This is a genomic window from Escherichia sp. MOD1-EC5990 (genome assembly GCF_002965285.1).
GTDB lineage: Bacteria > Pseudomonadota > Gammaproteobacteria > Enterobacterales > Enterobacteriaceae > Escherichia > Escherichia coli_F.
Window position 1 is genome coordinate 26,254 of sequence record NZ_PTRV01000014.1, and the last position, 13,050, is coordinate 39,303.

10 protein-coding genes are annotated in these 13,050 nt (G+C 48.6%); all 10 read left to right on the forward strand.

The genetic code is table 11. From position 1 onward, the window contains the following. Positions 1-128: 128 nt before the first annotated feature. The 10 genes from BEB42_RS16625 to pstA all read left to right on the forward strand — a co-directional run bounded on the left by BEB42_RS16625 (position 129) and on the right by pstA (position 12,972). Positions 129-827: a Bax inhibitor-1/YccA family protein gene (locus tag BEB42_RS16625; RefSeq protein ID WP_000008758.1), complete on the forward strand. Its 699-nt coding sequence runs from the start codon at positions 129-131 to the stop codon at positions 825-827. Positions 828-1,102: 275 nt separating this feature from the next. Next, positions 1,103-2,473 (forward strand): bifunctional UDP-N-acetylglucosamine diphosphorylase/glucosamine-1-phosphate N-acetyltransferase GlmU, encoded by a 1,371-nt coding sequence (gene glmU, locus BEB42_RS16630; RefSeq protein WP_000933745.1) that lies wholly within the window; start codon positions 1,103-1,105, stop codon positions 2,471-2,473. A 161-nt stretch (positions 2,474-2,634) separates the two neighbouring features. Beyond that, on the forward strand, positions 2,635-4,464 hold the full coding sequence (glmS, locus tag BEB42_RS16635) for a glutamine--fructose-6-phosphate transaminase (isomerizing) (RefSeq protein WP_000334093.1): 1,830 nt from the start codon (positions 2,635-2,637) through the stop codon (positions 4,462-4,464). A 305-nt stretch (positions 4,465-4,769) separates the two neighbouring features. Then, the gene (locus BEB42_RS16640; protein ID WP_000827821.1) at positions 4,770-5,342 is read left to right on the forward strand and encodes a chaperone-usher fimbrial major subunit; all 573 of its coding nucleotides are present in this window, start codon (positions 4,770-4,772) and stop codon (positions 5,340-5,342) included. A gap of 47 nt (positions 5,343-5,389) precedes the next feature. Beyond that, positions 5,390-6,121, forward strand: a complete 732-nt coding sequence (gene lpfB-O113 / locus BEB42_RS16645; protein WP_000088103.1) for a long polar fimbrial chaperone LpfB-O113 — start codon at positions 5,390-5,392, stop codon at positions 6,119-6,121. Positions 6,122-6,145: 24 nt separating this feature from the next. Next, positions 6,146-8,665 carry a long polar fimbrial usher protein LpfC-O113 gene (gene lpfC-O113 / locus BEB42_RS16650; RefSeq protein ID WP_105267475.1) on the forward strand — a complete coding sequence of 840 codons (2,520 nt, stop codon included), beginning with the start codon at positions 6,146-6,148 and terminating at the stop codon, positions 8,663-8,665. Between the two features lie 10 nt (positions 8,666-8,675). Continuing rightward, a complete protein-coding gene (locus tag BEB42_RS16655) occupies positions 8,676-9,749 on the forward strand; it encodes a fimbrial protein (protein WP_000794368.1) in 1,074 nt (357 codons plus the stop codon). Between the two features lie 247 nt (positions 9,750-9,996). Then, positions 9,997-11,037: a phosphate ABC transporter substrate-binding protein PstS gene (gene pstS, locus BEB42_RS16660; RefSeq protein WP_000867152.1), complete on the forward strand. Its 1,041-nt coding sequence runs from the start codon at positions 9,997-9,999 to the stop codon at positions 11,035-11,037. An 85-nt stretch (positions 11,038-11,122) separates the two neighbouring features. Continuing rightward, positions 11,123-12,082, forward strand: a complete 960-nt coding sequence (gene pstC, locus BEB42_RS16665; RefSeq protein ID WP_000741620.1) for a phosphate ABC transporter permease PstC — start codon at positions 11,123-11,125, stop codon at positions 12,080-12,082. Then, positions 12,082-12,972, forward strand: coding sequence for a phosphate ABC transporter permease PstA (gene pstA, locus BEB42_RS16670; RefSeq protein WP_001251991.1), 891 nt, complete (start codon positions 12,082-12,084; stop codon positions 12,970-12,972). The genes pstC and pstA overlap by 1 nt, the downstream gene beginning before the upstream one ends. The last annotated feature ends 78 nt before the right edge of the window (positions 12,973-13,050 follow it).

A 13,050-nucleotide genomic window follows, 5' to 3' on the forward strand; every position in this document is an offset into this window, starting at 1 on the left:
GATACAAAAATTATATTATTCATCAAAAAGTTAGCGTCTTGTTAAGTCGTTAATTGTCACCTTTTCTCCATAGTGATATCGTCCCTGTTGTTATTATTATTTCTGTAATTATATGAGGGATCATATCTATGTCTTTTAAAACGTCTTTTGAAGGTGTCCAACCGGTTGTGATGACCGATCGCGCCACCTTTATCCGCCGTGCTTATATGCATCTGGCTGGGGCAGTTGTCGGGTTCATCATTCTCAGCGCGCTGTTTATCTTTAGTGGGCTTGGCAAAATGATGCTTAGGGTGCTGATGAGCAGTGGTCAGTTTGGTTGGCTGGTGGTGCTGGGTGCTTTTATTCTGGTCAGCATGCTGGCGACTCGTCTGGCAGATAATGTGGAGTCTAATCAGACCCAACTGATTGGACTGGGGATATACGTACTGGCAGAAGCGTTAATTTTTGCACCTTTACTGACACTGGCAGCGTATATTAATCCAGCAATTATTGGCGCGGCGGGCATCACCACAGCACTGCTTGTGGGTGGTCTGACATTCACTGCCTTCACGACCAAAAAAGATTTCTCTTTCATGCGTTCGTTTTTAACCATGGCGGGCTTTATCGCTTTCGGTGCCATTATCGCGAGCATTTTTATGGGATTCTCACTGGGCGTCTGGTTCTCGGCGGCAATGGTGCTGTTGTGTGCTGGCTTCGTGCTGTACGACACGTCTAATATTATTCATCATTATCCTACCGATCGTCCGGCAGGCGCGGCGCTACATCTCTTCGCCTCTATCGCTACCATGTTCTGGTATGTTCTGCGCATTTTCATGTCCTGCGATTAACCCTGCTTGTATAAACCAGCGAAATTATTCGCTGGTTTTCCCGTTTATTCATTGATCGAAATAAGAGCAAAAACATCCACCTGACGCTTAAATGAAGGTACTGCCTTAATTTTCTGCAGACAAAAGGCGTGACGATGGTCGAAAATGGCACTTTCGTCAGCGGGGATAATCCGTTATTGAACAATTTATCCTCTGTCCATTTCACGATGAAAAAAATGTAGTTTTTTCAAGGTGAAGCGGTTTAAATTCGTTCTCAAATTACAGTCAGGACGCGTATGTTGAATAATGCTATGAGCGTAGTGATCCTTGCCGCAGGTAAAGGCACGCGCATGTATTCCGATCTTCCGAAAGTGCTGCATACCCTTGCCGGGAAAGCGATGGTTCAGCATGTCATTGATGCTGCGAATGAATTAGGCGCAGCGCACGTTCACCTGGTGTACGGTCACGGCGGCGATCTGCTTAAACAGGCGTTGAAAGACGATAACCTGAACTGGGTGCTTCAGGCAGAACAGCTGGGTACGGGCCATGCAATGCAGCAAGCCGCACCTTTTTTTGCCGATGACGAAGACATTTTAATGCTCTACGGCGACGTGCCGCTGATCTCTGTTGAAACACTCCAGCGCCTGCGTGATGCGAAACCGCAGGGTGGCATTGGTCTGCTGACGGTTAAACTGGATGATCCGACCGGTTATGGACGTATCACCCGTGAAAACGGCAAAGTTACCGGCATTGTTGAGCACAAAGATGCCACCGACGAGCAGCGTCAGATTCAGGAGATCAACACCGGCATTCTGATCGCCAACGGCGCAGATATGAAACGCTGGCTGGCTAAACTGACCAACAATAACGCGCAGGGCGAATACTACATCACCGATATTATTGCGCTGGCGTATCAGGAAGGACGTGAAATTGTTGCCGTTCATCCGCAACGTTTAAGCGAAGTAGAAGGCGTGAATAATCGCCTGCAACTCTCCCGACTGGAGCGCGTTTATCAGTCCGAACAAGCTGAAAAGCTGCTGTTAGCAGGCGTTATGCTGCGCGATCCGGCGCGTTTTGATCTACGCGGTACGCTAACTCACGGGCGCGATGTTGAAATTGATACTAACGTTATCATCGAGGGCAACGTGACTCTCGGTAATCGTGTGAAAATCGGCACCGGTTGCGTGATTAAAAACAGCGTGATTGGCGATGATTGCGAAATTAGCCCGTATACCGTTGTGGAAGATGCGAATCTGGCAGCGGCCTGTACCATTGGCCCGTTTGCCCGTCTGCGTCCTGGTGCTGAGTTGCTGGAAGGCGCACACGTCGGTAACTTCGTTGAGATGAAAAAAGCGCGTCTGGGTAAAGGCTCGAAAGCTGGTCATCTGACTTACCTGGGGGATGCGGAAATTGGCGATAACGTCAACATCGGCGCAGGAACCATTACCTGCAACTACGATGGTGCCAATAAATTTAAAACCATTATTGGCGACGATGTGTTTGTTGGATCCGATACTCAGCTGGTGGCCCCGGTAACGGTAGGCAAAGGCGCAACCATTGCTGCGGGTACAACTGTGACGCGTAATGTTGGCGAAAATGCTCTGGCAATCAGCCGTGTGCCGCAGTCGCAAAAAGAAGGCTGGCGTCGTCCGGTAAAGAAAAAGTAATTCTGGCTGGGTAATCCGGCCATATGGGGTGAGGAGATAACATAATCTCCCGCCCACAAGCAGTAACTATAAAAATAACCCCACTCTCTACAAAGGCTCGGGGCGCCCGAAAAACGGGCATACAGGTTGACCGACAACGATATAAATCGGAATCAAAAACTATGTGTGGAATTGTTGGCGCGATCGCGCAACGTGATGTAGCAGAAATCCTTCTTGAAGGTTTACGTCGTCTGGAATACCGCGGATATGACTCTGCCGGTCTGGCGGTTGTAGATGCAGAAGGTCATATGACCCGCCTGCGTCGCCTCGGTAAAGTCCAGATGCTGGCCCAGGCAGCGGAAGAACATCCTCTGCATGGCGGCACCGGGATTGCTCACACTCGCTGGGCGACGCACGGCGAACCTTCAGAAGTGAATGCGCATCCGCATGTTTCTGAACACATTGTGGTGGTGCATAACGGCATCATCGAAAACCATGAACCGCTGCGTGAAGCGTTAAAAGCACGTGGCTATACCTTCGTTTCTGAAACCGACACCGAAGTGATTGCACACCTGGTGAACTGGGAACTGAAACAAGGCGGTACTCTGCGTGAGGCTGTTCTGCGTGCTATTCCGCAACTGCGCGGCGCGTACGGTACGGTAATTATGGACTCCCGTCACCCGGATACCCTGCTGGCGGCTCGTTCTGGTAGCCCGCTGGTGATTGGCCTGGGCATGGGCGAAAACTTTATTGCTTCTGACCAGTTGGCGCTGTTGCCAGTGACCCGTCGCTTTATCTTCCTTGAAGAAGGCGATATTGCGGAAATCACTCGCCGTTCGGTAAACATCTTCGATAAAACTGGCGCGGAAGTGAAACGTCAGGATATCGAATCCAATCTGCAATATGACGCGGGCGATAAAGGTATTTACCGCCACTACATGCAGAAAGAGATCTACGAACAGCCGAACGCGATCAAAAACACCCTTACCGGGCGCATCAGCCACGGTCAGGTTGATTTGAGCGAGCTGGGACCGAACGCCGACGAACTGCTGTCGAAGGTTGAGCATATTCAGATCCTCGCCTGTGGTACTTCTTACAACTCCGGTATGGTTTCCCGCTACTGGTTTGAAGCGCTGGCAGGTATTCCGTGCGATGTTGAAATCGCCTCTGAATTCCGCTATCGCAAATCAGCCGTGCGTCGTAACAGCCTGATGATCACTCTGTCGCAGTCCGGTGAAACCGCGGATACCCTGGCGGGTCTGCGTCTGTCAAAAGAATTGGGTTACCTTGGATCGCTGGCAATCTGTAACGTTCCTGGCTCTTCGCTGGTACGTGAATCCGATTTGGCGCTGATGACCAATGCGGGTACGGAAATTGGCGTGGCGTCCACCAAAGCATTCACCACTCAGTTAACCGTGTTGTTGATGCTGGTGGCGAAGCTGTCTCGCCTGAAAGGTCTGGATGCCTCCATTGAGCATGATATCGTGCATGGTCTGCAGGCGTTACCGAGCCGTATTGAGCAGATGCTGTCTCAGGACAAACGCATTGAAGCTCTGGCAGAAGATTTCTCTGACAAACACCACGCGCTGTTCCTGGGCCGTGGCGATCAGTACCCAATTGCGCTGGAAGGCGCATTGAAGCTGAAAGAGATCTCTTATATTCATGCGGAAGCCTACGCAGCAGGCGAACTGAAACACGGTCCGCTGGCGCTGATTGACGCGGATATGCCGGTTATCGTCGTCGCACCGAACAACGAACTGCTGGAAAAACTGAAATCCAACATTGAAGAAGTTCGTGCGCGTGGTGGTCAACTGTACGTCTTCGCCGATCAGGATGCTGGTTTTGTGAGCAGTGATAACATGCACATCATCGAGATGCCGCATGTGGAAGAGGTGATTGCACCGATCTTCTACACCGTTCCGCTGCAGCTGCTGGCCTATCACGTTGCGCTGATTAAAGGCACTGACGTTGACCAGCCGCGTAATCTGGCAAAATCGGTAACGGTTGAGTAATTTTCATCATTGATATAAAAGGGCTGCCGACGGGCGGCCTTTTTTATAAAGTGTATCAACGGTTTATTATTGATGCACAAATTAATATAAATATATTCTGAATTATTGGTGATGTCCTATTACGCACTTGATTTTTTACTGTTTTAATAATATTTATATAATAAATTTATATTTAATTTCGCATAATTAATATTATTTTTAGATAAAAACACCCCATTGGTGTACTATGCCTCTGAATCATAAATACACTTATTAATTTAAGTGATGATTTAGACTGAAGGATATATTATATCAATGGAGTTTGTATGAAACGTAATATTATTGGTGGTGCACTTACGCTGGCATCTTTAATGTTAGCCGGAAATGCACTTGCAGAAGATGGCGTTGTTCACTTTGTCGGTGAAATTGTCGATAGCACATGTGAAGTGACTTCCGATACCGCCGATCAAACTGTTCCTCTTGGTAAGGTCAACAAAAGTGCGTTTTCAGGAGTAGGCAGCCTGGCGTCACCACAGCAATTTAGTATTAAACTGGAAAAATGTCCGTCAACCTATACTGAGGCAGCCGTTCGTTTTGATGGTACCGAAGCACCTGGCGGAGACGGTGATCTGAAAGTAGGTTCACCTATTACAGCGAGTGATCCGGGTGATTATACTGGCACAGGCGCTGCAATAGTTGCTACTGGCGTCGGCATCCGTATATTTAACCAGTCCGATAACTCTCAGGTTAAACTCTATAACGACTCCGCCTATACCGCTATCGACGGTGACGGCAAGGCTGAAATGAAGTTTATTGCACGCTATGTTGCTACCAATGCGACCGTAACGGCGGGTACGGCGAACGCGGATTCACAATTTACCATCGAATATAAGAAATAATTAATTCAGGGCCTTTTTATTCAGTTGGCTTTGGCCAGGGAGTCGTTATGTCCAGAAAAAGTTGTTTAATCAGGCTCTTTAAAGCAATAATTTCGCATAACTTATTATATATCATGCTACTAAGCGCCTTTTTATTCCGGCCAGCATTAACCTATGCTGGTGTTGTTATTGGTGGTACACGAGTCGTTTATGCGAGCAATAATGCAGATAAATCTATTTCTGTATTTAGTAAGGAAGAAAAAATTCCTTATCTCATCCAGGCATGGGTGGACCCATTTAATAAAGATGATAAAACTAAAGCGCCATTTATTGTTATTCCGCCGGTATCACGTTTAGAGCCCGCGCAAGAAAAAATATTACGTATTGTCCACACCAAAGGTTTGTCATTACCAGAGGATCGTGAGTCTGTCTTCTGGCTAAATATCAAAAACATTCCGCCCTCTGCGAGCAACAAAGAAGCGAATTCGCTGGAAATCGCCGTTAAAACGCGAATTAAGCTTTTCTGGAGACCGGCATCTATCCGCATGATTCCCGAAAATGCCGCACCAAAGGTGAAGTGGCATCGGGAAGGCCGAAATCTTATTGCTGAGAACCCTAACCCGATTCATATCAGCGTGATGGATGTCATTGTTGATGGCCATGATGTGCCTCTTAACATGATCCGACCTTTCGAGACGCTCACATTACCGTTGCCTGCTAATTCTTCGGGTAGCCAAATGACCTGGCGATTTATTAATGACTACGGCGCGATAAGCGAGCCAATAAAGCAAGCGTTGTAAGCATTGCATAAGGATAGGCGAATTATGGTTACGACCAGAATAGCGGTTGGCCTGACGGCAGGGACGTGTCTCGTTTTCTCGCAAAGCCTGATGGCCGAGGTCAGCGTATTTAATCCGGCGCTGCTGGAAATAGACCATCAATCCGGAGTCGATATTCGCCAGTTTAACAAAGCGAATCACATACCTCCCGGCGTCTACAGTGTTGATATTTTTATCAATGGCAAAATGTTCGAGCGTCAGGATGTGACTTTTGTTCAGGATAACCCTGATGCCGATCTGCACGCTTGCTTTGTCGCGGTTAAAAAAACGCTGACTTCCTTTGGCGTAAAAGTTGACGCGCTGAAAGCGCTCAATAAGGTGGATGACAAGGCCTGTATTGACCCTGCACCACGCATTGAAGGCTCAACCTGGCAACTGGACAGCGATAAGCTGCAACTGAATATCACCATTCCCCAGATCTATATGGATGCGATGGCTTACGATTACATAAGCCCCACGCGTTGGGATGAGGGAATTAACGCACTGACTATCAACTACGATTTTTCCGGTTCACATACCCTGCGCTCGGATTACAGCTCTCAGGAGACCGATACCAGTTATCTCAACTTGCGTAACGGACTCAATATTGGGCCGTGGCGACTACGCAATTACAGCACCTTAAACACCACCGATGGTCGTGCGGAATACAACTCTATCAGTACCTGGATACAACGTGATATTGCTGCGTTAAGAAGCCAGATTATGATCGGCGATACGTGGACGGCGAGCGATATTTTCGACAGCACGCAAATCCGTGGTGCACGACTATATACTGATAAAGATATGTTACCCTCCAGCCAGAATGGCTTCGCGCCTGTGGTTCGTGGGATTGCAAAATCCAACGCCACCGTCATCATTCGGCAGAACGGCTACGTAATTTATCAGTCAGCCGTGCCACAAGGCGCCTTTGAAATCACCGACCTCAATACTGCCAGCTCAGGCGGCGACCTGGATGTAACTATCAAGGAAGAAGATGGTAGTGAACAACGATTCACCCAGCCTTATGCGTCGCTGGCAATCCTCAAACGTGAAGGTCAGACCGATGTAGATGTTAGCGTGGGGGAACTGCGCGATGAGGATGGTTTTACTCCTGACGTGCTTCAGGCACAGATCCTTCATGGCTTGCCCCACGGTTTTACCTTGTATGGCGGCGTACAGGCTGCTGAAAAGTATGGTTCTGTTGCTTTGGGGGTAGGTAAAGATCTCGGTTCTCTGGGAGCCATCTCCTTAGATGTAACATATGCCAGAGCGAAATTTGCTGATGATACGGAAACGGGTCAATCATATCGTTTTCTGTATTCAAAACGTTTTGACGATACAGACACCAGCTTACGCTTGGTTGGCTATCGTTATTCCACCGAAGGCTATTATACCCTCAATGAATGGGCCTCCCGGCAAAATAGTCCGGAAGATTTCTGGCAAACCGGAAACCGTCGCAGCCGTGTGGAAGGAACGTTAACGCAATCGCTGGGCAGAGATTATGGCAACTTATACCTGACATTAAGCCGCCAGCAATATTGGCACACAGATGATGTCGAACGATTAATCCAATTTGGTTACAGCAGTAGCTGGAAGCGCCTCTCGTGGAATGTCTCATGGAGTTATTCCAATACGGCCCGGCAAGGGACGAGTAATAGTTATGCCAGTGATAACACCAGCGAACAAATCTACATGCTCTCTTTATCAGTTCCATTATCGGGCTGGTGGGGAAATAGTTATGCCACCTATTCGGTTTCGCAAAATGATGATTCTGGTAGCTCGCATCAACTTGGCCTAAGCGGTACGGCGCTGGAGAAAAATAATCTCTCCTGGAATCTCATGCAGTCCTATAACAGCCGCGATGATCAAGTAGGCGGTAATATGTCGCTGACCTATGACGGTACCTACGGCACGTTAAACGGCAGTTATAACTACAGCCAAAATTCTCAGCGACTCAATTATGGTATCCGGGGTGGCATTCTGGCGCACAGTGAAGGGGTAACGTTTAGCCAGGAACTGGGTGAAACCATCGCTCTTATTAAAGCACCGGGAGCCGCAGGTCTGGAAATTGATAATATGCGCGGGGCGGCAACAGACTGGCGTGGTTACACGGTTAAGACACAGCTAAATCCTTATGATGAAAACCGGGTAGCGATCAGCGACAACTATTTCTCTAAGTCGAATGTTGAACTCGATAATACCGTCGTTACGATGGTTCCCACTCGCGGCGCGGTGGTTAAAGCGGAGTTTGTGACGCATGTGGGTTACCGTGTTCTTTTCAGAGTGGTAAATGCAAATGGTAAACCGGCACCTTTTGGCGCCATTGCCTCAGTTCAAAACGCAAGTACCGCCGATTCAGGAATAGTCGGTGATTCTGGTGAGCTTTATCTCTCGGGTCTGTCAGATAAAGGGCAGGTCACTTTATCCTGGGGAGGAGACGCAGTCACGAAATGTACCTTTGGCTACTCACTTTCAGTACCAGAAAATGAGAATGGTTTAATTGAACAGAGTGTCACCTGTAATTAAAGGTTTTTTTATGAAAAATAATATTCTGGTGTGGTGTTTTTCTATTGTTGCCATTTTTTACACGAGTACGACGCTTGCGGCTCCTAAAGGTATCTGTACTCCTGATAATGGCGTTTTTCATAGTACACTTGATTTTTCAGGATACGTTATTTCTGCAAGTCAGAATAAAGCGGGGAGCACATTTAATACAACAGTAACTAATGGTGGATCTTATCCGGCGCACTGTCATTGTGATACTGGAACAGTCGGTGAATTTCCCTATATTTACTACACAGCAAGAATAAATGAATCTTTAAGTTATGCAGGCGTTCATTCTAATTTAAATTACTATAATCTTAATTCTCATCTTGATGTAGGTATGGCAATCGATCTTTTGGGAGTCGGATTTGTTAATGCACCATTCGAGTATCATGCTAACAATCCCTCTGGAACAACAGTATATAAGTGTAGTAGAGTCGACCCATTAAGTATTTCCAGTGGCGCTAAGGCTCAGGTTTATTTTTATATCAAAAAGCCATTTGCAGGAAAGTTAATTATTCCCGAGACGCTTATCGCAAAGTTGTATGGAACTATCAGTCGTGATACACCGGTTGATTATTCTAAACCGATGGCTGAGGTTTATATTCGTGGAGACATTACTGCACCACAAAGTTGTGAAATCAATAGTTTACAGCCTATTAATTTTGATTTTAGTACTATTCCAGCCTCAGATTTTTCATCTGTTGTCGGGAGTGCTGTGTCAGCGAGTAAGATCACCAGAACTGTCACCATTGAGTGTGTAAATTTGGGAATACTGAATAAGGATGAGATCACGACCTCTTTTTACGCTACTGAATCCAGTAGCGATAATTCAATGGTTGTAACATCAAACCCGAATGTAGGGATAAAAATCTACGATAAAAATAACAGAGAAATCAACGTGAACGGTGGCGAATTGTCAACTGATATGGGAGCAACAAGCGTTTATGGTGATAAAGCTGGCAGCGTGACTTTTTCTGCTGCTCCTGCGAGCCTCACTGGTGCACGACCCGCGCCTGGAACATTTACTGCTACGGCAACAATCACACTCGAAATTGTTCGCTAATCAAACTGACAACGGTGCTCCTCGCGCCGTTGTCATCAGACACCTCTTTCTAACCTATTTGCACATGACATGACAAAAAGATGACATGAGTTTTCTTTTTGTCTGGTTATAAAAATCAATAAATTACGCATAAATCTCGTTGTGTCATAAAACTGTCATAAACCTTACATATAACTGTCACCTGTTTGTCCTATTTTGCTTCTCGTAGCCAACAAACAATGCTTTATGAATCCTCCCAGGAGACATTATGAAAGTTATGCGTACCACCGTCGCAACTGTTGTCGCCGCGACCTTATCGATGAGCGCTTTCTCTGTGTTTGCAGAAGCAAGCCTGACAGGTGCAGGTGCAACCTTCCCTGCGCCGGTGTATGCCAAATGGGCTGACACTTACCAGAAAGAAACCGGTAATAAAGTTAACTACCAGGGTATCGGTTCTTCCGGCGGCGTAAAACAGATTATCGCCAACACCGTTGATTTCGGTGCTTCTGACGCGCCGCTGTCTGACGAAAAACTGGCTCAGGAAGGTCTGTTCCAGTTCCCGACCGTAATTGGCGGCGTGGTGCTGGCGGTTAACATTCCGGGGCTAAAATCTGGCGAACTGGTGCTGGATGGTAAAACCCTCGGCGACATCTACTTGGGCAAAATCAAAAAGTGGGATGATGAAGCCATCGCCAAACTGAATCCGGGCTTAAAACTGCCGTCACAGAACATTGCTGTAGTGCGCCGCGCAGATGGCTCCGGGACTTCCTTCGTCTTTACCAGCTACCTGGCGAAAGTGAACGAAGAATGGAAAAACAACGTTGGTACGGGCTCTACCGTAAAATGGCCGATTGGTCTGGGCGGTAAAGGTAACGACGGTATCGCCGCGTTCGTTCAGCGTCTGCCGGGTGCAATTGGTTACGTTGAATATGCTTACGCTAAGCAGAACAACCTGGCGTACACAAAATTGATCTCCGCTGATGGTAAACCGGTTAGTCCGACCGAAGAAAACTTCGCTAATGCAGCAAAAGGCGCAGACTGGAGCAAAACATTCGCTCAGGATCTGACCAACCAGAAAGGCGAAGATGCATGGCCTATTACCTCAACCACGTTCATTCTGGTCCACAAAGATCAGAAGAAACCAGAGCAGGGTGTAGAAGTGCTGAAGTTCTTCGACTGGGCGTACAAAACCGGGGCTAAACAGGCGAACGACCTGGATTATGCCAGCCTGCCGGATAGCGTAGTTGAACAGGTTCGCGCTGCGTGGAAGACCAATATTAAAGACAGTAGCGGTAAGCCGCTGTACTAATAAAACTCCAGGCCGGATAAGGCATTAACGGCTTATCCGGCATTACAAAATGACTTTGTAAACGCGTTTAACTGAAGAGTAACTTATGGCTGCAACCAAGCCTGCTTTTAACCCACCGGGTAAAAAGGGCGACATAATTTTCAGCGTGCTGGTAAAACTGGCGGCGCTGATTGTGCTATTGATGTTGGGTGGCATTATTGTCTCTCTGATCATCTCCTCCTGGCCGAGCATTCAGAAATTTGGTCTGGCTTTCCTGTGGACCAAAGAGTGGGATGCGCCGAACGATATCTACGGGGCGCTGGTGCCGATCTACGGTACTCTGGTGACCTCGTTTATCGCGCTGCTGATCGCCGTCCCGGTGAGTTTCGGTATCGCCCTGTTCCTGACCGAGCTTGCGCCTGGCTGGCTGAAGCGCCCGCTGGGTATCGCCATTGAGCTACTGGCAGCCATTCCAAGTATCGTGTACGGCATGTGGGGCCTGTTTATCTTCGCGCCACTGTTCGCCGTTTACTTCCAGGAGCCGGTCGGCAATATCATGTCGAATATCCCGATTGTTGGCGCGCTGTTCTCCGGCCCGGCCTTTGGTATTGGCATCCTCGCGGCAGGCGTGATCCTCGCCATCATGATTATTCCGTACATTGCAGCGGTAATGCGCGATGTATTCGAGCAAACCCCGGTGATGATGAAAGAGTCAGCCTACGGTATCGGCTGCACCACCTGGGAAGTTATCTGGCGTATCGTTCTTCCGTTCACCAAAAATGGGGTTATCGGCGGCATTATGCTGGGTCTGGGGCGCGCGCTCGGTGAAACCATGGCAGTGACCTTTATCATCGGTAACACCTACCAGCTCGACAGCGCCTCGCTGTACATGCCGGGCAACAGTATCACCTCTGCGCTGGCGAACGAATTTGCTGAAGCGGAATCCGGTCTGCACGTTGCCGCACTGATGGAACTGGGCCTGATCCTGTTTGTGATTACCTTCATCGTCCTCGCTGCATCGAAATTTATGATTATGCGCCTGGCTAAGAATGAGGGGGCACGCTAATGGCTATGGTTGAAATGCAAACCACTGCGGCGCTGGCAGAATCCCGCCGCAAAATGCAGGCGCGTCGCCGCCTCAAGAACCGTATTGCACTGACGCTCTCAATGGCGACGATGGCCTTCGGCCTGTTCTGGCTGATCTGGATTTTAATGTCCACCATCACCCGCGGTATCGACGGTATGTCGCTGGCGCTGTTCACTGAAATGACGCCGCCGCCAAATACGGAAGGCGGTGGTCTGGCGAACGCCCTGGCGGGTAGCGGCCTGTTAATTTTGTGGGCCACGGTATTCGGTACGCCACTGGGCATTATGGCGGGGATTTATCTGGCGGAATATGGACGTAAATCCTGGCTGGCAGAAGTGATTCGCTTCATTAACGACATTCTGCTCTCCGCGCCGTCGATTGTGGTTGGTTTGTTTGTTTACACCATCGTGGTGGCGCAAATGGAGCACTTCTCCGGCTGGGCGGGCGTGATTGCCCTGGCGCTGTTGCAGGTACCGATTGTTATCCGCACCACCGAGAACATGCTGAAACTGGTGCCGGACAGCCTGCGTGAAGCGGCTTATGCGCTGGGTACGCCGAAATGGAAGATGATCTCCGCGATTACGCTGAAAGCGTCGGTGTCCGGGATCATGACCGGTATCCTGCTGGCGATTGCCCGTATTGCTGGTGAAACCGCGCCGCTGCTGTTTACTGCGCTCTCCAACCAGTTCTGGAGCACGGACATGATGCAGCCGATCGCCAACCTGCCGGTGACGATCTTTAAGTTTGCGATGAGCCCATTTGCAGAATGGCAGCAACTGGCCTGGGCCGGGGTGTTGATTATTACCCTGTGCGTCCTGCTGCTGAACATTCTGGCGCGCGTTGTTTTTGCGAAGAATAAACACGGTTAACACTTTGCCGGATGCGGTGTGAACGCCTTATCCGGCCTACGGTAAGCCTGATTAGCGAAGTGCATCAGGCACGATGAG